This window comes from Pedobacter sp. R20-19, from assembly GCF_000708265.2.
Taxonomy (GTDB): domain Bacteria; phylum Bacteroidota; class Bacteroidia; order Sphingobacteriales; family Sphingobacteriaceae; genus Pedobacter.
On the sequence record NZ_JCKI01000006.1, the window covers coordinates 266,461 to 287,766 of the forward strand.

At 36.6% G+C, this 21,306-nt stretch carries 20 protein-coding genes; 3 read left to right on the forward strand and 17 right to left on the reverse strand.

Annotation, left to right across the window (positions count from 1 at the left end):
• Nucleotides 1-55: 55 nt before the first annotated feature.
• The 7 genes from AN34_RS15160 to AN34_RS15190 all read right to left on the reverse strand — a co-directional run bounded on the left by AN34_RS15160 (nt 56) and on the right by AN34_RS15190 (nt 7,218).
• Nucleotides 56-355, reverse strand: a complete 300-nt coding sequence (locus AN34_RS15160; protein ID WP_029286805.1) for a septum formation initiator family protein — start codon at nt 353-355, stop codon at nt 56-58.
• 205 nt (nt 356-560) lie between these two features.
• A complete protein-coding gene (gene eno / locus AN34_RS15165) occupies nt 561-1,856 on the reverse strand; it encodes a phosphopyruvate hydratase (RefSeq protein WP_029286806.1) in 1,296 nt (431 codons plus the stop codon).
• Between the two features lie 202 nt (nt 1,857-2,058).
• The gene (locus tag AN34_RS15170) at nt 2,059-2,865 is read right to left on the reverse strand and encodes an alpha/beta hydrolase (RefSeq protein WP_051666627.1); all 807 of its coding nucleotides are present in this window, start codon (nt 2,863-2,865) and stop codon (nt 2,059-2,061) included.
• A 138-nt stretch (nt 2,866-3,003) separates the two neighbouring features.
• On the reverse strand, nt 3,004-3,363 hold the full coding sequence (locus tag AN34_RS15175) for a hypothetical protein (RefSeq protein WP_157263324.1): 360 nt from the start codon (nt 3,361-3,363) through the stop codon (nt 3,004-3,006).
• A 22-nt stretch (nt 3,364-3,385) separates the two neighbouring features.
• Nucleotides 3,386-4,792: a D-alanyl-D-alanine carboxypeptidase/D-alanyl-D-alanine-endopeptidase gene (gene dacB / locus AN34_RS15180; RefSeq protein WP_029286809.1), complete on the reverse strand. Its 1,407-nt coding sequence runs from the start codon at nt 4,790-4,792 to the stop codon at nt 3,386-3,388.
• 20 nt (nt 4,793-4,812) lie between these two features.
• Complete coding sequence (locus AN34_RS15185; RefSeq protein WP_029286810.1) at nt 4,813-5,937, reverse strand: ATP-binding protein; 1,125 nt, start codon at nt 5,935-5,937, stop codon at nt 4,813-4,815.
• A gap of 291 nt (nt 5,938-6,228) precedes the next feature.
• A complete protein-coding gene (locus AN34_RS15190) occupies nt 6,229-7,218 on the reverse strand; it encodes an aspartate-semialdehyde dehydrogenase (RefSeq protein ID WP_029286811.1) in 990 nt (329 codons plus the stop codon).
• Between the two features lie 50 nt (nt 7,219-7,268).
• On the opposite strand from AN34_RS15190, the gene AN34_RS15195 reads away from it, so the two are divergent.
• On the forward strand, nt 7,269-8,288 hold the full coding sequence (locus AN34_RS15195) for a lamin tail domain-containing protein (protein ID WP_051666629.1): 1,020 nt from the start codon (nt 7,269-7,271) through the stop codon (nt 8,286-8,288).
• Nucleotides 8,289-8,391: 103 nt separating this feature from the next.
• On the opposite strand, the gene AN34_RS15200 is transcribed toward AN34_RS15195, so the two are convergent.
• The 10 genes from AN34_RS15200 to AN34_RS15245 form a co-directional block, all read right to left on the reverse strand.
• Nucleotides 8,392-9,264 (reverse strand): sugar phosphate isomerase/epimerase, encoded by an 873-nt coding sequence (locus AN34_RS15200; protein WP_029286813.1) that lies wholly within the window; start codon nt 9,262-9,264, stop codon nt 8,392-8,394.
• Between the two features lie 9 nt (nt 9,265-9,273).
• Nucleotides 9,274-10,158: a hydroxypyruvate isomerase family protein gene (locus AN34_RS15205; RefSeq protein WP_029286814.1), complete on the reverse strand. Its 885-nt coding sequence runs from the start codon at nt 10,156-10,158 to the stop codon at nt 9,274-9,276.
• A gap of 4 nt (nt 10,159-10,162) precedes the next feature.
• On the reverse strand, nt 10,163-11,404 hold the full coding sequence (locus AN34_RS15210) for a nucleoside permease (protein WP_029286815.1): 1,242 nt from the start codon (nt 11,402-11,404) through the stop codon (nt 10,163-10,165).
• 182 nt (nt 11,405-11,586) lie between these two features.
• Nucleotides 11,587-12,267, reverse strand: coding sequence for a DUF1080 domain-containing protein (locus tag AN34_RS15215; protein ID WP_029286816.1), 681 nt, complete (start codon nt 12,265-12,267; stop codon nt 11,587-11,589).
• Nucleotides 12,268-12,350: 83 nt separating this feature from the next.
• The gene (locus tag AN34_RS15220) at nt 12,351-13,808 is read right to left on the reverse strand and encodes a Gfo/Idh/MocA family protein (RefSeq protein ID WP_029286817.1); all 1,458 of its coding nucleotides are present in this window, start codon (nt 13,806-13,808) and stop codon (nt 12,351-12,353) included.
• 32 nt (nt 13,809-13,840) lie between these two features.
• Nucleotides 13,841-14,224, reverse strand: coding sequence for a c-type cytochrome (locus tag AN34_RS15225; protein ID WP_029286818.1), 384 nt, complete (start codon nt 14,222-14,224; stop codon nt 13,841-13,843).
• Nucleotides 14,225-14,309: 85 nt separating this feature from the next.
• Nucleotides 14,310-15,368 (reverse strand): sugar phosphate isomerase/epimerase, encoded by a 1,059-nt coding sequence (locus tag AN34_RS15230; RefSeq protein ID WP_029286819.1) that lies wholly within the window; start codon nt 15,366-15,368, stop codon nt 14,310-14,312.
• Between the two features lie 8 nt (nt 15,369-15,376).
• Complete coding sequence (locus AN34_RS15235) at nt 15,377-16,534, reverse strand: Gfo/Idh/MocA family protein (protein ID WP_029286820.1); 1,158 nt, start codon at nt 16,532-16,534, stop codon at nt 15,377-15,379.
• 83 nt (nt 16,535-16,617) lie between these two features.
• The gene (locus AN34_RS15240) at nt 16,618-18,318 is read right to left on the reverse strand and encodes a GMC oxidoreductase (RefSeq protein ID WP_029286821.1); all 1,701 of its coding nucleotides are present in this window, start codon (nt 18,316-18,318) and stop codon (nt 16,618-16,620) included.
• Between the two features lie 26 nt (nt 18,319-18,344).
• Nucleotides 18,345-18,929, reverse strand: coding sequence for a gluconate 2-dehydrogenase subunit 3 family protein (locus AN34_RS15245; RefSeq protein ID WP_029286822.1), 585 nt, complete (start codon nt 18,927-18,929; stop codon nt 18,345-18,347).
• A gap of 495 nt (nt 18,930-19,424) precedes the next feature.
• Here AN34_RS15245 and AN34_RS15250 point away from each other — a divergent pair, with 495 nt between their 5' ends.
• On the forward strand, nt 19,425-20,372 hold the full coding sequence (locus AN34_RS15250; RefSeq protein ID WP_029286823.1) for an NAD-dependent epimerase/dehydratase family protein: 948 nt from the start codon (nt 19,425-19,427) through the stop codon (nt 20,370-20,372).
• A gap of 159 nt (nt 20,373-20,531) precedes the next feature.
• A complete protein-coding gene (locus AN34_RS15255; protein WP_029286824.1) occupies nt 20,532-21,260 on the forward strand; it encodes a YebC/PmpR family DNA-binding transcriptional regulator in 729 nt (242 codons plus the stop codon).
• Nucleotides 21,261-21,306: the final 46 nt, after the last annotated feature.

The window sequence follows — 21,306 nt, forward strand, 5'->3', positions numbered from 1 at the left end:
ATATCTTATGGCGGTTTACATTTTTACAATAAATTAGATCTATTGTAGCTGAATATTAATCCTTCTTCTCTTCGCGGATGATTACAAACACATCCTCATTATCTTTTTTCATGAAATACTTTTCACGGGCAAACTTTTCAGCGGTATTCAAATTGGTATTCAGCTCATTTAAATCTTTTTTAACCTGCGCAGTTTCCTTCTCGAAATACTCTTTTTCCTCCTGCAATTTATTTGCTTGACTGCGGTATTCGTATTGCGACATCATATCATTTTTATCGAAAAACAGCATCCACATGGCAAACGCAACCGTTGCAAGGAAATATTTATTGCGGAAAAGGTCTATTAAACGTTTCATAGGTTCTCAAAATCGTCATTGCGAGGCACGAAGCAGTCTGCTTAGTAAGAATGCTTCATGTCTCGCAATCACGTAAATGTATAAAAAAACATCCGAAGATTTAAAATCTCCGGATGTTTTGCAAATTAGTTTTTCAACTTCTTAACACTCCTCTCTGCCTTAAGGCATCTCTCCTAAAGGAGATAAAAGAAGTTCCCCCTTAGGGTTATTTCTTAGCGTATTTGAATTTTGAACCAATGAAACGAGCGTTTTCACCTAATTCTTCTTCAATACGTAACAATTGATTGTATTTTGCAATTCTGTCAGAACGTGATGCTGAACCAGTTTTAATCTGGCCACAGTTTAATGCAACAGCTAAATCAGCAATCGTTACATCTTCGGTTTCACCTGAACGGTGACTCATTACCGAAGTATAACCACTGTTTTGAGCAAGTGTTACAGCATTGATGGTTTCAGTTAAAGAACCAATCTGGTTAACTTTTACTAAAATAGAATTAGCGGTATCTTCATCAATACCACGTTGTAAACGCGTAACATTCGTTACAAATAAATCATCACCAACCAATTGAACATGGTCGCCAATTTTATCAGTTAAGCTTTTCCAGCCAGTCCAATCGTTTTCGTCCATACCATCTTCGATAGAGATAATTGGATATTTTGCAGAAAGGTCTGCTAAATATTGCGCTTGTTCTTCGCTTGAACGAATTACACCAGTAGCACCTTCAAATTTTGTATAATCGTATTTACCATCTTTATAGAACTCAGATGAAGCACAATCTAAAGCTAAACAGATCTGGGAACCAGGTTGGTAACCAGCAGTTTCAATTGCTTTTAAAACAGTTTCAATTGCATCTTCAGTACCATCAAAAGTAGGGGCAAAACCACCTTCATCACCTACAGCTGTAGATAATCCTCTATCATGAAGAATTTTTTTCAAGCTATGGAAAACTTCAGTTCCCCAACGTAAAGCCTCAGAGAAAGAAGGCGCACCAACTGGCATGATCATAAACTCTTGAAAAGCGATAGGCGCATCAGAGTGAGAACCACCGTTAATGATATTCATCATTGGGATAGGTAAAGTATTGGCATTAACACCACCAATGTAGCGGTATAAAGGCTGGCCAATTTCATCTGCAGCAGCTTTAGCAACTGCTAAAGAAACACCTAAAATAGCATTAGCACCTAAGTTACCTTTGTTTTCTGTGCCATCAAGAGATAGCATTAATTTATCAATTGCGTTTTGCTCGAAAACATCAATACCTCTTAATGCATCAGCAATTTTAGTATTTACATTTTCTACAGCTTTCAAAACACCTTTACCTAAGTATGTAGATTTATCTCCGTCACGTAATTCAACAGCCTCATATTGCCCGGTAGATGCACCGCTTGGTACAGCTGCACGGCCAAAAGCGCCTGCTTCTGTAACTACTTCTACTTCTACTGTTGGATTGCCTCTTGAATCGAGGATTTGTCTGGCATGGACATTAACGATTATGCTCATTTTTATTTGATTTTTTGTTACTTTTTAATCTGCTTAGTGTATAAAGTACAATTACTAAGCCTAACATCAAAGTTAGTATAATTTTTTAAATAAATAAAGCGTTTTCGGGCGTAATGTTACTATCATTATAAAGCCTAATGATCTGTTAATTTTAATTTAATATAGAAGGTTTGTAATGAGCTACCATTCATTAATAGTCTAATTATGGTGTAATAAAATTATAGAATGATGGAAATTCCCGGTGCCAAAACCATTCTGTATGTTTTCCGTCCTCACACTCATAAAAAACAATTTTTTTATTGCATCCATCAGGATTTAAGATTGAGTATATCTTTTCTACATTGTTTACCATTTCTGTTCCTTCTTTATCTCCGGCAACTAAAAAGATCTTATTGCTTTTTAAACCTGCTAAACGATCAGTAATATCTTTATAAATTTCTGGTGCCAGCCAAAATGCGGGACTAAATATCCCTGCTGAACCAAAAATATCAGGGTATTCTGCAATTGCATACATAGAAATCAACCCACCTAATGAACTTCCGGCGATTGCTGTGTTACCAGCATCGGTTAGTGTTTGGTATTGCTGATTTATAAATGGCATAAGTGTTTCCACCAGAAACTGGATATATGCTTTTCCCTCACCTTTACCATATTTACTATCATAAGGATTATATTCTTTCAATCGGTCGGCTTCACCATGATCGATGCCCACAATAATCATTTCGTGAGCACCTTCCCGGATTAAATTATCTACAATCGTATCAACTGCCCATTCGTCATTTCGTGCGGGTGTAGCATGAAATAAGTGTTGCCCATCTTGCATGTAAAGAACAGGATATTTCTTAGTGGAGTTTTTATAGCTTTTTGGCAGATAAATCCAAATCTTTCGATGCTTATTCAGTTGAGGCATGTAAAATGCAGAATCTACCATATGCACATGGTCTCCAAACTGGTAATCCGGTTTCTCTTCTTTAAGGTGATCGATCCAGTTTTCAATTCTTACATCCATGTCAGATCAACATTTTTAACCAGAATTAGGTTTTACGATGAATTTATTTTGTAAAAACTTTATATTGTTTTTGACCAGTTGTATCAAAACATTAATGTTTATTGATCGAACGGTTGAAATTAAAATGAAATATAGATATTAAATATTGGCGAATACAAAATTCAGTCTGTTCAGCTCAGTTTTGATTTGGTTCATCCCAATTAAACCTCCGGAAATACCACTTGATTGCTGAAATACATTTACGGTAAGTTCATTTTCAGTATTTGGAGTCATTGTTAAACTAAATTTATAATACTTTACGAAGGCACCTAATAAAAGTCTTGCAGTGCGGTTACCCTTTTCTAAAATCAAATTTCCAAATTGTTGATCAATGACTTTGTATCCTTGCATCTCAAAGATATCTGTAATTTTTTTAGTCATCTCAGGTATAGTAATGTCTTTGTATAAATTAGAAATTAGTCCATCAACGGTTTGAATGTTTTTGACAAAGTGTAGCATAACGTTTAGTTTTAAGGTTAATTTATTTTAGTTCATCCAGTACTTTGAATAATTTTTTATTGATTCCACTTCCGCTGTAATTATTAATATTGATTACGATCACATATTTATTTCCAGCAGCGTCAGTGTGGTATCCGGCAAATGCCGAAATATCATTTATAGTGCCACTTTTTATTCTCATTCCATTATATTCGGGCAAAGCTTTATAAAAATCTGGAAACCAGTTTTCATTTTGAATCTTGAACAATATATTGGCCATAGTAGCGGTTGTGATTCTATTTCCCGGAGAAAGTCCGCTGCCATCAATAATATTCAACGCCGATTGATCAATGCCTTTAGCGGTCCAAAAATTAATTTCTGTTTCTGCCCCTTTATTAGTGGTTGCAGGTTTGCCAGATTTTAAAGCAATAGTTTTTAGTAAAGTTTCCCCATAGAGATTAATACTTTTCTTTAAAAACCAATAGGTCATTTCGCTCAAGGTGGGTGAAGTAACTGTACTGATCTTTTGCGTAACTGTTGGAACGGATTGTTTATTCAGTTTCAGTAATCTGGCTGTAGTGGCTTCCTGTGTAATTTGAATGCCTAATCTTTTTAAAGTGTCCTGTAAGCGGTAAGCACAATCAAAAGCCGGATCGGGCAGGGCTACCGAAATACCTGGTTTTCCAATTCCCATACCCCAGGTACCACGTAAATAAGCAATGTTTGAATAGGGTGGAAGGAAGGCATAACTTCTATCTCCACTACCCGCTGAGCCAGTTTTTAATTCATTTTCAATTTGAATATATGGTGTAGGCGGAACTGTTTTTGTTATTTGCACTGCTGTCGCTGTACTTGATCCAGGACGCAATTGTATATCGAACTGGTTCTCTCTCCATGCTAATCCGGATGTTCCGGCACCATAATAATTGCCAATATCTTGCCATACCCAACCTTCGGGTGTAGTTTGTGTGCCAAATATTTGATCATCACCTATAATTGAGCCTTCAATTTTCTTAATTCCCGCAGATTTTATTGCCTCCACCCATTTAGTTAAAACGCTATGCTCACTATTTTGATATCGTGATGAACCAAGTGTAGGATCGCCACTACCCGTAATGATGATATGGCCTTTTAAAGTTCCTGCTGGTCTAATTTCACCAGAATAGGCTAATGTAGTTTGAAACTGAAAATCTTTACCTAAGATACTGAAAGCAGTTGCAGCAGTAATGGTTTTTAAAGTTGATGCTGTCGCCAGGCCTATCTGTTCATTTCTGGCGAACAGTATTTTTCCGGTACGTGCATCTAAAACACAAACGGATGTTATGGCATGTTTGGTCTGCTCGTCGCCCAGTAAAACATTAAATGCTTTTTCCAGATTTTGGATTCTATTCTGAGCAAAGCAGTTGATGTAAAATAGGGTGTAAAAAAGGATGATTAAAGACTTTTTCATATGAATATAGCTTAAAGCTGCTAAACCAATAAATCGGTATAATTTTTTTTATTAATAACCTTGGTTTGTACGTTTTGATAAACATTGGTAAATGTTGTCGGGAATTTAACTTTCTTGTTTTCGTTCCATTTAATTTCGTATGCCTTTAAATTTCCTTCGAATTCCTTTATCAAATCTATTTCTTGCTGCTGGAAACTTCTCCAGAAGAAATGTTTGGCATGTTTAATTTGATTACTATTGGCTTTTATAAATTCAGATACCATATAATTTTCGAAAAGTTGCCCGGTATCTTGACGTAAACTCAGCGGACTAAAATTCTGGATTACGGCATTGCGTATGCCATTGTCGTAGAAATAGATCTTTTTTCCCTTTTTTACCTCATTTCTGAGGTTTTTGCTATAGGCACCCAGTCTGAATACCACAAAACATTGTTCAAGTAAATCTATATATCGTTCAACGGTGAGCTTATCGGCTTCTATCATTTGTCCAAGTTCATTATATGAGATCTCGTTTCCAATCTGCAGCGCCAGCGCCTGTACTAACTTTTCCAATTGAACTGGTTTTCTGATGCCTGATAGCGCTAGTATATCTTTAAATAGGTAGCTGTTTGTTAGATTTAATAAAAGTTCCTTTTCTTCACCCGGATAGTTTATTGCATCTGGGTAGCTACCAAAAATTAATCTTTTCTCTAATGATTGTTCTTCAGTAAGGATATTGGTATGTTTTACAAGTTCTGCAACAGAAAAAGGAAAAAGATGGTACTCGAATTTTCTACCTGTTAAACTTTCCTTTGTACCAGCTGCTAAATCTAAGGATGAAGAACCCGTAACTAAAAGTTGTACTTCAGGAAAGTTATCTACAATAAGCTTTAATGTTAAACCAATATTTGTAACCCTTTGTGCTTCATCAATTAACAGGATTTTATGCGTTCCAATTATAGATTTTAAACGTTCAATACTGATATCTTCCAGTGTTATACGCACATTAGATTCATCACAATTAAGAAAAACGAAAGATTGTTCTTTTTTCTTAGCCAGTTTTTTTAGCATAGTTGTTTTACCTACCTGCCTGGCGCCGGTAATGATGATTGCCTTTCCCTTAAAAAATTTAGATTCAATGTAACTTTCTAATGCTCTTTCAATCATATCTTTATAACTCCATCTCTAACAAATATAACTAATTTATATATAATTTGAATATCGTAATCACTAAATTATTTATAATTTGAATATTGTAATCACCAAATTATATATAATTTAGTGATTAGTATTTTTAATTCTTCCGTAGAAATATCTAAACCTCTTGTTAAAATTTCATCAAATACAACCACATAAATAACATGGAATAGATTATGATGATAGTAATATTTTATTATGGAGCAAGCATAAAAAAGCCCGTGTTTGTGGCACGGGCTTAAGTTTTATCTTTATAAAAAATTAAACTAATTCTTTCCGAATCAAGTATTCTGCTATCTGAACAGCATTAGTTGCTGCACCTTTACGTAAGTTATCGGCAACAATCCAAAGGTTTAAAGCTTTAGGTGCTGATTCATCTCTGCGAATACGACCAACAAAAACTTCATCTTTTTCATGAGCATCCTTAGGCATTGGATATTTTAAATTCGCAACATCATCAACAACAATGATACCTGGCGATTTTTCTAAAATACTGCGTACTTCAGCTAAATCAAAGTCATTTTCAAATTCGATATTTACAGATTCAGAGTGGCCACCCATTACCGGAATACGAACTGTAGTCGCAGTAACTTTAATACTGTCATCACTCATGATCTTATTGGTTTCTTTAACCATTTTCATTTCTTCTTTGGTATATCCATTTTCCATGAAAACATCAATATGTGGAAGAACATTTAAGTCAATTTCATATGGATAGGCTTTTGGTCCATCAATACCTTTACGCTCATTCATTAATTGCTCAACCGCTTTAACACCTGTTCCGGTAACGGATTGGTAAGTAGAAACCACTACACGTTTAATTTTATATTTATCGTGTAAAGGTTTTAAAACCACAACCATTTGAATGGTAGAGCAGTTTGGGTTAGCAATAATTTTATTATCAATAGAAAGTTCATGTGCATTTACTTCCGGTACAATTAATTTAATCGCCGGATCCATTCTCCAGGCTGATGAATTATCAATCACAGTTGTTCCAGCTTCTTTGAAACGTGGTGCATGCTCTAAGGATGTATTTCCACCAGCAGAAAACAAGGCAATATCTGGTCTCATGCCAATTGCAGTATCCATGCTAACGATTGGGAACTTCTTACCCTTAAAAGTAATTTCCTTACCAACGCTCTTTTCTGATGCTACGGGAATTAACTCTGTTAAAGGGAAATTTCTTTCCTCCAATACTTTTAACATTACGGTTCCAACCAATCCGGTTGCACCTACAACTGCTACTTTCATTTTAAATTTTTAATTATTATATTTATTAAACATTTGATATAAGTCCAAATATGCTAAAAATTAAGCTTATATCCCTATTGTTACCCATTAAAATTGCGGCGATTATTTTTAATCCTGATCCGGTCAGAAATGAAGGGACTAAAAATATAACCGAACACATCCCCAAAACAAATATCATAGCTAATGCTTTGCGAAATAGGGGAAGGCCTGCGGCTGCGAGTTTTATTGTATCACAGGGTGATGTTTTAATTTCTGAGGTTTTATTTAATCCCCGGTCTGGTGGTGTTGATTTTGTTGAGATCTACAATAACTCAGGGCATGATATTGATTTAAAAGAATTAAAAATTGCCAATATAAGCAAGACTGGTAAAATCGCTAATATTAAAAGTGTATCAACAAAAAAGCTGATAATGGCTGCTAGTACATATTGGGTAATTACGACAAACCAAAACAATATCAAATTGAATTATACAGTCAGATTTCCAAATCAATTTGCTCAAATCCGAACTTTGCCTGCTTATAATAATGATAAGGGAACTGTAATATTATTAAGTAATAACCAGCTATTGGATCGGTTAGATTATAATGCAAAAATTCATCATCCATTAATTCAGGATGAGGATGGAATTTCGCTAGAGAGGGTATCCTTTAATATACCATCAAATGATCCTGGTAATTTTAAATCTGCTGCTGCGACTGCTGGATTTGCTACCCCTACTGATCGAAACTCTCAAAGTTTGATAGATGGTAATAACGAAGTACATCTGCTATCTAAAACCTTTTCACCAGATGGTGATAACTTTGAAGACATTTTAAAATTGACTTACCAGATTACTCAAAACGCTAGTTTAGCAACTGTTAGTGTTTATTCTGATAAAGGAAGGCTGATCAGGAAATTAGTCAAGAATCAAACCATTGGAACATCAGGCATTTTAACCTGGGATGGTTTGGATGACCGTGGCAATATGGCAAACGTTGGTATTTATATTATTTTATTTGATGTTTTTGATCTACAGGGAAATACAAAACGGTTTAAAAATACTTGTGTTTTGGCTGGGAAGTTGAATTAAACCGTTAACACACTTTTAATTTAGTGTTGAGTAGATTTAAATAAAAATCACGAAGTTTAATGGCCAAAACTGGCAAAACTTCGTGATTTTTATGGTATTCTGATTACAGAATATTTTTCTTGATGTAAGCGCAACTTGCTGCTACAGATTCAATCGGATTAGGCTTATAATTGGTTTCATGTTCCACAAAGAAATGCTTCATGCCTGATAATTTAGCATCAGCAAAGATTGTTTTCCAATCAATACTTCCTGTACCAACTTCTGCATTTAACGCAGGGTTGGTCTTATCCATATCTTTTACATGCCACATGGTAAAACGACCAGGGTTAGCCTTAAAAAGTTTTATTGGATCATTTCCAGAACGTACAGCCCAGTATAAATCCAGTTCAAAGTCAACTAATTTCTTATCCGTTTCATTTAAAAGAATTTGATAGCCTGTGGTTTCTCCTTGTTTTTGAAATTCAAAATCATGGTTGTGATAAGCCAGGCGTAAACCTGCATCTTTACACATTTTACCAGCAATATTTATTTTTGCTGCAAGTTTTTTATAATCTTCAGCATTTTTTCTGATGCTCGCATCTAAATAAGGAATAGTAACATACTCACTGCCTAAAACTTTTGCAGCGGCAATAGCAGCTTTAAGTTCATCAGTGTTACCATCTGCTAAATAAGTGCCCAAACCATAATGGCCGCTCACTGCCTTAAGTCCATTTGAGCTAAGTAATTTTTTAAATTCAACTGGAGTTAAGCCCCAAAACTGACCTTTAATAGAAAAACCATAAGTTTCAACTTCTGTAAAGCCAGCCTTTGCAACCTTTTCAATTGTTCCTTTTAAATCTTTTGGCAGGTCTTCTCTTAATGAATAGAGTTGTATGCCAACTGCTTTTTTCTGGGCTACACATGCAACTGACGGAGCCAAAAGTAATGTTGCTATAGCTAAGCAACTGTTGATGATAAAGCTTTTTCTTGATAACATAATCATTAATTAAATGTCGCAGATTTCAACGGCTTTCTTTAGTGAAGCTATTTTATCTGCGTTTTTTGGTATAAATTCTTGTGCAACGAAACCTTTAAAGCCGGTTTCTATAATGGCTTTCATAATTGCAGGGTAATAAAGTTCCTGTGTATCATCAATTTCATTTCGCCCTGGAACACCAGCGGTGTGATAATGAGCAATATATTTATGATGATCACGAATGGTATGAATCACATCACCTTCGTCTATCTGCATATGATAAATATCATAAAGCAGTTTAAAATTTTCTGAACCTAAACGTTTACAAAGTTCAACACCCCAGGCAGTTTTATCACACTGATAATCGGCATGGTTGATTTTACTGTTCAATAATTCCATTACCAGTACCACACCATGTTTTTCTGCTAATGGCATCAACTGTTTTAATCCTTCCACACAGTTATTCCACCCTGTTTCATCATCCTTGCCTCTACGGTTCCCACTAAAGCAGATTAAATTTTTGTAACCTGCGGCAGCAACTAATGGAATCATCGCAGAATAATTTTTAATTAACGTTTCATGAAACTTTTTATCATTAAATCCATCAACCAGGTTAATTTCTGCACCATTGCACATGGTTGATTCTAAACCGTGCTTTTTAAGAATTGGCCAATCCTTAGGGCCAACCAAATCAATACCTCTTATGCCAATTTTTTTTGCTTCTACGCATAGTGTATCTACATCTAGTGTACTAAAACACCAACGGCAAACGGAGTGGTTAATATTACCTTTAAGTTTTTGAGATGGTTTTGGCTGATCCATAGCAAAGGATGAAATACTTGATGAAACACCAATTGCGGCAGTACCTGCAATGATGTTTTTTAACGCATTTCTTCTATTTAAATTTGATGACATTTTCTTAATGGGCTTTAGCTTCTATTTCAGATTTTGTTTTATCATTAAAGAGAACTGCAAAAAGAAGAAAAACAACTGCAGCAATACCTGCAGGAATGATCCAAACCATTTTCCAATCGATTGCTCCATCGGCCGCTTTATAAGTGTCGGTGATTTTTCCGGCAACTTCAAAGCCAATTAACATTCCTACACCATAAGTGGCAAGCGTAATTAAGCCTTGAGCAGAGCTTTTGTATTTTTCTCCTGCTTTAGAGTTGGTATAAATTTGTCCTGATACAAAAAAGAAATCATAACAAACACCGTGTAAAGCAATACCGATAATTAACATCCAGCTTAATTCTGCTCCATTTCCGTAGGCAAATAAAGCATAGCGAACTGCCCAGGCGAGCATACCAACCAGTATGGTTTTCTTAAAGCCAAAACGTGCAAAGAATACCGGAATAAAAAGTAAGAATAGTGCTTCAGATATTTGTCCGATGGCCATTTTTCCAGTCGGATTTTCAACGCCAACGTTTGTTAAAAACGGATGTGCATTTTGATAATAAAAAGCTAAAGGAATACAAATCAATATGGATGAAATAAAGAAAATGGCAAAATTCTTATCTTTCAATAATTTAAGTGCGTCAAGACCAATTAAATCACCAATTTTAATTTTTTCAGATGAAGAAACTTTTGGAGGTGTTTTAGGCAAAGTGAAGCTAAATAAGCCTAATACTGCCGAAGCAATTCCAGCTAAAAGAAAAGTATTTTTTAACAAGCCTTGCGTAACACCTTCAGGTGAATCCCAATGGAAAACAAAGCTAATGGCTAAACCAGCTAAAATCCATCCGATGGTTCCAAAAACGCGAATGTTTGCAAATTCCTTTTCAGGATCTTTCATTTGATTAAATGAAACTGAATTTACCAATGCTAACGTTGGCATGAATAAAATCATATACCCTAAAACATAAGGATAAAATACACTTACATCAGTAGCATTGTACATCTGATACATCAATATAGCACCAATGATATGTAAAACACCAAGAATTTTTTCTGCGTTAAAATATCTGTCGGCAATTAAACCAACAATAAAAGGGGCAATAATTGCACCCCATGATTGAGTGGAGAAAACTGCTCCTGTTTCTCCACCAGTTGCTTTTAAGTTATTCCCTAAAAATGTGCCTAGTGTTACAAACCAGGATCCCCAAATAAAAAATTCGAGGAACATCATGGCAGAGAGTTTAAAGCGGGTAGTACTGTTCATTTGGTTTATATAAGGTTATTAGGTATAAGGTTTAAGGCGTAAGGTTCAAGAAAGGAATATAAACCCCTCAATTTTTTACCTTATGCCTTTAGCCTAATTTTAGTAAGGTTAATATGTTTAAGGTGTAATGTTAGAGCGAGAAAGGAAATCCTCAAGCCTTTACCTTACGCCTTAAACCTCAGTTATAATTCTTTAATAGTGATGTTTTTGTACCAAACTTCGTCTCCATGATCTTGTAAGGCAATTTTCCCTGAAGTGTAAGTCCCCCAGTTTTCCCATGTAGCAAATTTACTTCCTGCAACCAACTTCTTCCAGTTCTCATTCCATAAAGTCGTTTTCACTACCTCAACACCATTTAAAATTAAGGTTAAATTTCCTTTTTTGCTAATAATTTCTGCTTTGTTCCAATCACCTACTGGTTTAACAGGTTCTGATGAACTTTTAATTAAGTCGTATAAATCTCCAGCACGGTGTTTGGTGATTTTTCCATCAGGATGACCATCATTATCCAATACCTGCATTTCTAAGCCAGTAGAGTAGGTTGCATGGTATTTTGGTTCTTCATGAACGTAGAAAATTAAACCACTATTTGCTTTTGGTGCTACTTTCCACTCATACTTTAAATGAAAGTCTTTATATTCTTTATTGGTAACCAGGTCACCGCCACCATCTTTACCTTTAGTTTTTGGATCAAGATGCAGTGCACCTTCCTGAACTTGCCAGGCGCTGCCAACGGCTGTTTTATTGTAAGTATGCCAGCCGGTAGTTGTTTTACCATCAAACAAGGGTTTGAAACCTTTTTGTGCTTGGGATATTTGTGTAACTGCCAACATAATGCAGGCAGAAAGGATAATTTTTTTCATTTTATTTTGGTTTCAGTTATAGCAAAGAACAAAGCAATTTTTGTGAATTAATTGCTTTGTTCCTGGCCATAACAAGTGTTTTATTATAAAGTTAAATCGTTCCAGCCTTTGCGGTATTCGCGTTTTACAAACTGGTTTGCCTCATCAAAATTGGTGATTTTCATGTTGTCATTATCCCAAAGCATTTTCATGTACCTGCCTGGGTAAGTCACTTTACCATTTACCGTTTTTTGAATATCAAAACTTCTGATGGCTAAATTAGCCATTAATAAAGCCTCAGTTAAAGGACCTGCAATTTCGAAAGGAGAACTTACTTCCTGTTTACCGTAACCGGCAATTGCTGCTTCAACCCACTGCGCATAATGGCCATCAGCACCACCTTTCACACGGGCATATTTTTCTTTTACTTTAATATCTTTGTTTCTGCTAAGCGGTAATAATTTTGGATTTGCACTATAGGTTTCAGACATCATCTTACCTTTAGTTCCAATAAATAAGGTGCCATTACCACCATCACCAAAGGTTTCATTGGCTTCTAATTCCTCAGGACGCTCGGGCTGAATACCACCATCCATCCAATGTAGCGTTACATCGCCTTTTGTTTTCTCTGTTTTAGGGAATTTTAGGGTAACATGACTTGATGGAGGACAACTCTCAGGGAAATATCCACGCTTAAATTCATCCACGTAAACTGATCCTACACTGGCTTCAACTTCTTTAGCATATTTTAAATTTAGCACACTGAAAGGAGCTTCAATTAGGTGGCAGCCCATATCACCAAGTGCACCTGTGCCATAATCCCACCAGCCACGCCAGTTAAATGGCACCAATTTATCTACATAGTCTTTTTCAGGTGCAGTACCTAACCATAAGTTCCAGTCGAGCTCTTTTGGAATCTCAGCTTTTTTATCTGGCCATGGAATTCCCTGTGGCCAAACCGGGCGGTTAGTCCAGGCATAAACCGTATGTACATCACCAATTAAGCCTGCTTCATACCATTCTTTCATTTGGCGTGGACCATCATTTGATGCACCCTGATTACCCATTTGCGTAACCACCTTATATTTTTTTGCCGCAGCGGTTAAGATACGGGCTTCATGAATATCGTGTGTAAGCGGTTTCTGTACATAAACATGCTTACCCAATTGCATGGCTGCAAGTGCTTGGATGGCATGATTGTGATCGGGAGTAGAAATGGATACCGCATCAAAATTTTTATGCTCTTTATCAAGCATTTCGCGATAATCTTTGTAATATTTCGCTTTTGGAAATGCTTTTACACTTGCTGCAGCACGGCGATCATCCACATCGCATAAAAAAGCAATATCAGCCTTACCACTTTTGGCAAACATGGCAATATCACTTTGTCCTTTACCGCCTGCGCCAATACCCGCAATGAGTAAACGATCGCTAGGTGCTAAAAAACCTGGCCCACCTAAAACATGACGGGGAACGATCATAAATGCAGCGGCAGCGATGGCGCTCGTTTTAATAAAATCACGGCGGTTACTCGTATTTTTATTTTCTTGCTCTGTTTTCATTAGAATAGTTTAAGGTTTAAATGAAGTACTCTTTATTTCTTCTTCAATGATAAAATATACTTAACCATCAATTTAGCATCTGCAGGTTTTAAGGTAGAGTGAGCTGTCATTGGCATAGTTCCCCAAACACCTGTACCACCTTTAATAATCTTATCAGCTAAATAATTGATGTTTTTTTCTGTAGCAGGATATTTTTTAGCGATATCCACATATGCAGGGCCGATAATTTTATTCACTTTATTATGGCAACCGATACAGTCTGATTTGTTAATCAGCTTTTCGCCAGCGCTCATTTGCATCGCGTGGTTTGATAACGTAGCGGTTGCAACTACTGTTTTCTCTTTCGCTAAATCTGCTTTGGTAAAAGAGGCCATAAATATTACTATAGCGCCTAAACCTAATAATGTTTTTTTCATGTGTGTGTGTGTTTAATAACATATCAAGCCTGCAGGTTTTGATGATCTGATATTGAAAACCATGCAGGTTTTAATGTCGGTGTTGTTAGTCTTGTAAACCTAATATTTTTTTGTTGAAAGCGCTATCACTACCTGATGCAGCAAAATCATCAAATGCTTTATCAGTTACTTTAATAATATGATTTTTAATAAATTCTGCACCTTCACGTGCACCATCTTCCTGATTTTTAATACAACATTCCCATTCCATAACTGCCCAACCTTTAAAGTCATATTGTGCAAGCTTACTAAATATAGTTTTAAAATCTACCTGGCCATCTCCGGGAGAGCGATACCTGCCGGCTCTGTTTGCCCAGCTTTGATAACCACCAAATGTACCTTGTTTACCAGTTGGATTAAACTCTGCATCTTTTACGTGGAAAGCTTTAATTCTTTCGTGGTAAATATCAATGTATTGAATATAATCTAATTGTTGTAGCACAAAGTGTGATGGATCATACAATAAGCATGCCCTGTTATGTTGATTAACAGCATCCAGGAACATTTCATAAGTTTGTCCATCAAATAAATCTTCTCCTGGGTGAATCTCATAGCAAACATCCACACCGCAATGATCAAATTCATTTAGAATTGGCATCCAGCGCTTTCCAAGTTCTGCAAAGCCTTCTTCTACTAAACCTGCCGGACGTTGCGGCCATGGATGAAAATATTGCCAAAGCAATGAACCGCTAAAAGTTGCATGTGCGTTTAACCCTAAATTTTGAGATGCTTTTGCAGCATATTTCATTTGTTGCACAGCCCACTCTGTTCTGGCTTTTGGATTTTTATGAAGTTCTTTTGGTGCAAAGGCATCAAATAAATCATCGTAAGCAGGGTGAACAGCAACCAGTTGCCCTTGTAGGTGGGTAGATAATTCTGTGATTTCTAAACCATAAGAAGCAATAGTGCCTTTTAACTCGTCTGCATAGGTTTTGCTCTCTGCAGCCTTTTGTAAATCGATAAACCGCTTATCCAAAGTAGGCATTTGGATTCCTTTAAAACCTAAGCCTGCTGCCCATTTACATATATTATCCAGCGAATTAAATGGTGCTTCGTCACTAATAAACTGTGCTAAAAATACGGCTGGTCCTTTAATTGTTGTCATGCTAGTATTTAAATTTTATAATCCCACCATTTTTGGTCTGATTGGTTGGAATTCACTACGTTTTCAATGAATGCCATTCCGCGAATACCATCATCAGCTGTAGGGAAATCTAACATTTCTGGTGAAGGTTGTTCCTGATTAAGTTTTGCATTAACCGTTAATGCAAAGTTTTTATAAATATTGGCAAATGCTTCCAGGTATCCTTCTGGATGGCCTCCCGGTGTGCGGGTATTGTGTTTAGCGAAGCTTCCCATATATCCATTACCTGTTCTGTAGATTTGAGCTGGTGCATCAGGCCATTTGGCAATAAGCGAATTTGGCTCCATCTGGTGCCATTCTAATCCACCCTTTTCACCATACACCTTAATTTTTAAGGCATTTTCTTCTCCTGCAGCAATTTGAGATGCAATGAGTACACCATTTGATCCATTATCAAATTTTAGAAGTACGTTTCCATCATCATCAATAGCTCTTCCGGGAACCACTATATTCAGATCTGCACAAATTTTAGATATTTTTAAACCAGAAATATATTCTGCCAGGTGTGCTGCATGCGTTCCAATATCTCCCATGCTACCACTTTTGCCGGTTTTTGATGGATCCGTACGCCAGGCGGCCTGTGCGTTTCCCTCACGTTCAGACAGGGTACTTAACCAGCCTTGTGGGTATTCAACAATAATTTTTCTGATGGCACCCAGCAGGCCTTCACTAACCATTTGCCTGGCTTGTTTAACCATTGGATAACCAGAATAGGTGTGCGTTAAACAAAGGGTTAATCCTGTTTCTTCTACTTTTGCTTTTAACAATTTAGCTTCTTCTAAGGTAAGTGTCATTGGTTTTTCGATCACGACATTAAAGCCATGTTCCAAAGCCAGCATAGCGGGAGCAAAGTGAGCAAAATTAGGGGTAACAATGGTTACGAAATCTATTTTTTCATCAGCAGGCAATTCACTTTCCTTTTGAATCATTTCTTCGTAACTTTTATATATTCGGTTGTCAGGGAGGAAGAGTAGTTTTCCAGATTCATAACCAACTTCAGGATTCACACTTAGTGCACCTGCGGTTAGTTCTATTAAACCATCCATGTTAGCTGCAAGGCGATGTACTGCTCCAATGAAGGCGTCTTTTCCACCGCCTATCATACCCATTTTTAATTTTCTTTTCATACAGGTTTAGGGTTTAAGGTATAAGGTATAAGGCTTTGGACTCCTAACCCTATACCTTAAACCTCATCCCTTTTACCTATTTATTAAATGTTGTTTTTCTTTAATTCTTTTACGGCATAATCTGCTGCACGAGCAGTTAAAGCCATAAATGTCAATGATGGATTTTGGCACGCGATTGAAGGCATACAGGCACCGTCTGTTACAAACACGTTGTTAACTTCATGCATTTGATTCCATTTATTGAGAACTGAAGTTTTTGGATCATTACCCATTCTTGCCGTTCCCATTTCATGGATTGCCATACCTGGATAACAACCAGCATCATAGGTTCTGATGTTTTTCATGCCTGCTTTTTCGAGCATTTCTGCAGCATCATTCATCATATCTACCCGCATTTTTTTCTCATTTTCTTTGTACTCGCAATCAATTGCCAATACTGGCTGGCCCCATTTATCTTTTTTGGTTTTATCAATGTAAACCTTGTTTTCGTAGTAAGGTAACATTTCTCCAAAACCACCAAGACCCATGGTCCAGTTTCCTGGCTTGGTCATTTTTTCTTTCAAGCCAGAACCAAATGATAATTCGGCTACATCGCTTTGCCAGTTTGATCTGCTTGCACCACCCTGATAACCAAAACCACGAAGGTAATCACGTTTGTCATTTCCAACGTTTTGGTATCGAGGTACGTAAATGCCGTTTGCACGACGTCCGTAGGTGTATCGGTCATCAAAACCTTCAGCATCTCCGGATGCTCCGCAACGGAAATGGTGATCCATTAAGTTATGACCCAATTGTCCACTGCCATTACCTAATCCATTTGGATGCGCATCAGATGTAGAGTTTAATAGAATAAATGTAGAACCTAAAGTGGAGCCGTTTACAAAAATAATTTTGGCATAAAACTCCATTGTTTTATTGGTTTCAGCATCAATTACCATTACACCTTTTGCTTTTTTAGTATCCTTATCGTAAATAATATGGTTTACAATAGAATATGGCCTTAACGTTAAACGTTTAGTTGCCATTGCCGCAGGTAGGGTAGAAGATTGTGTACTGAAGTATGCTCCGAACGGACAACCACGGCTACATAAGTTACGGTATTGACAGTTACCACGACCTTTGTGAGGAACTGTTAAATTAGCCACACGGCCAATCATCATGATTCGCTCTCTTTTGTAGTGCTCTTCAATCCGGGCTTTTACAGATTTTTCAACAATGTTCAAATCCATTGGAGGTAAAAATTCCCCATCTGGGCAGGTCGACCAGTTTTCTTTCGAACCACTAATTCCTGCAAAACGCTCTGCATAATCATACCATGGAGAAAGTTCTTTGTAACGAATCGGCCAATCACTACCGTGTCCGTCTTTTGCATTGTCTTCAAAGTTATGATCACTTAAGCGGTAACTTTGACGGCCCCACATTAAAGACTTACCTCCAACATGAAAACCACGATACCAGTCGAAACGTTTATCTTCGGTATATGGACATTCCAAATCGTTTACCCACCATTTTTCATTGGCTTCGCTATACGGATAATCTCTTTTTTGTACAGGGTGTGTACGTTTTTGTTCTTCTGTTAGTTTACCGGCATGTTCAAAATCCCATGGGTTTTTCATGGCAGTTTCATAACCTGTAATGTGCTCAATGTTCATTCCTCTTTCGAGCATAAGTACGCGTAAGCCCTTCTCAGTAAGTTCTTTTGCAGCCCAGCCGCCACTAATCCCCGATCCTATAACAATAGCATCGTAAGTATTTTCTGCTTTTAAATTTGTATTTAAATTCATGATGTTTTGTAGTTGTGATTTAGAAATTAGGTTGCCCAGGATTTTTGTCCAGGTTTTAGCTTGGTGTTGCCATCAAATCTGCCGGGAACAAGAACATATTCCCGTGCTTTGGTGCATCCAATTTCTGAAGAATAGTAGCCCAATAAGGTAAGGTCTCTTGCAGTAACAAAAAAGTAAACCAGATCTTTATTTTCTTCTGATTTGGTGTCTTTTTGCGCAATAGACATCAGCCTTAAATCCACCATTAATTTGGTTCGCTCCGGAACGGTTAAGGAGACGTAGTTTTTCTTATAATCTTGCATTGACTTATCCTGAAGTTGTTTAAACCCTCTTGCAAATGAGGTTTGCATTTCTTTTGGATAACAGTCTTGCATCATCATAGGAATGAATTTGCCTAACCCAGCCGCTTTAGCGCCTGCGGATGATTTTGTTGTAGGAACAATAATGTCGGCAAATTCGGCGAAAATTTTTTGATCCTGTACAGAAAAAGAAACAAAATTCTTTTCATTTTCAGGAAGCGTAAAACTTTCAAATAAAACGCCCATTGTGCTTGCTGAGATGGCTCCTCCCAGTAAAAATGCAACGTTTTTGAGTGCTTCTCTTCTATGCATTGTTTTGTTATATTTATATATTGGTTATGTTTGCGTTGAATAAGTAATATTAGAAAAAAAAGGCATAATAATCAAATGCCAAATCTTTAAATTAGGCATAATCAATGCGATTGTTACTAAGTAGAATTGTTCTAAATAAGATTTAAATTACCGTCTTAAGCACGTTTATTATTGGTTTTTAATTGTCGATTACTTCGTGTACAAACTACATTAACTCGGTGTAAATCTGTTTTTTACTCGTGAGTGCCCCCTATGCTAGTGTGAGGCTATTTTTAATACATCAATAGCATTTTCATTCGTTACTTCATCAAAGAGACATCGGTTTAAACTTATAGTTTTATTCCCATTATCTTTACATGTTAAATAGCTCCTGCTATTTTTATCTTATCTCTAATGTTAAAAAAAATAAAAATTATTTCAATGATGGTCTTGATTGTAAATAATTTATAGCCCATTTGTCTCATTTTTTTACCTTTGCACATTCTCAAAAAAAATATGCAGGAAAAAATTATTGTTTTAGGCTCTAACGGGCAAATTGGTACGGAGCTGGTAACCATGTTACGTAAAATATATGGCGATGATCATGTAGTAGCCTGCGATATTCGCAGACCTGATTATGATATTAAAAACTCTGCTCCATTTGAGTTCGTAAATGTGCTGGATAAGGAGATGATTAATGGTATTTTTAAAAAGTATAAGCCTACGCAAGTTTATCTTTTAGCTGCATTACTTTCCGCAACAGGAGAGCAGAATCCTAAATTAGCCTGGGATTTAAACATGAATGGTCTTTTGAACGTATTGGATTTGGCACTGGAATATCATGTAGCTAAAGTTTACTGGCCAAGCTCAATTGCCGTTTTCGGACCAAATTCTCCCAAAGACAGTACTTCACAATATTGCGTGATGGATCCAAACACGGTTTATGGTATTAGTAAGCTTGCGGGTGAGCGTTGGTGTGAGTATTACAATCAAAAATATGGTTTAGATGTACGCAGTATTCGCTATCCTGGATTAATTAGCTGGAAGGCCGCCCCAGGTGGTGGTACAACAGATTATGCCATTCATATTTTTCATGAGGCTTTAAAAAAGGGCAGTTATCAAAGCTTTTTAAGTGCTGAAACGGAACTCCCGATGATGTATATGGATGATGCCATCCGCGGCACTATTGAACTGATGGATGCTCCTGCTGATCAGATTTCGGTACGCAGTAGCTATAATTTTAGTGGTGTAAGTTTTACTCCAGAGGTTTTAGCTACTGAAATCAGAAAACATATTCCTAATTTTACCCTAACTTACGCAGATAATGATCCCCGCCAGCAAATTGCAAACAGCTGGCCACGTTCAATTGATGATCATTTCGCAGCGAACGATTGGGGATGGAAACCAGAATTTGATCTAGCAAAATTGACGACAGATATGTTAAATAATTTAAAGAAAAGCTAAGAAAGCAGAGCTGAAAGGCTAAAGCTGAAAGACCAAAGAGCAAAGCTGAAAGACTAAAGTAAGGAATAAGTCGAAAAATAAATAATTAGGTTGAGGGTTGAAGGAGTAGGATTTATCTTATCGTCTTGATACTTGAGACTAAATACTTGATACTATAAAATGGGAAGAGCATTCGAATTTAGAAAAGAAAGAAAATTTAAGCGTTGGGCCAAAATGGCGGTTCAGTTTACGCGTATTGGAAAAGATATTGTAATGGCCGTTAAGGAATCTGGACCTCATCCGGAAACCAACTCTCGCTTACGTACAGCGATGCAAAATGCCAAGGCAGTAAATATGCCAAAAGATAGGGTGGAAGCAGCAATTAAGCGTGCATCTGATAAGTCTATGGCTAACTATGAGGAAATTGTATATGAAGGTTATGCGCCTCACGGTGTTGCGGTTTTAATTGAAACTGCTACCGACAATACTAACAGAACCGTAGCCAATGTTCGCAGTTATTTTAATAAAACTGATGGATCTTTAGGTAAAACCGGATCTTTGGATTTTGTGTTTAACCGAAAATCTGTTTTTCGTTTTACACCAGCTGAAGGTTTAGATTTGGAAGAGCTAGAATTTGAATTGATTGATGCAGGTTTAGAGGAACTTTATGTAGAAGCTGATGAGGAAGGAAATGACGTTGCAGTTGCACAGGGTGCTTTTGAAAACTTTGGTCCTTTACAAAAAGCTTTGGAAGAAAAAGGCATTGAGCTGAAAAGTTCAAAATTGGAGCGAATTGCTTTATCGCATCACGAAGTTACTGAAGAACAAGCTGCTGATGTCTTAAAACTGATTGATAAGTTAGAAGAGGATGATGACGTTCAGGCGGTTTACCATAATATGGCTGATTAATAATTAATTATTAAGGCCTTATAGGTTTTTAAAACCTGTAAGGTCT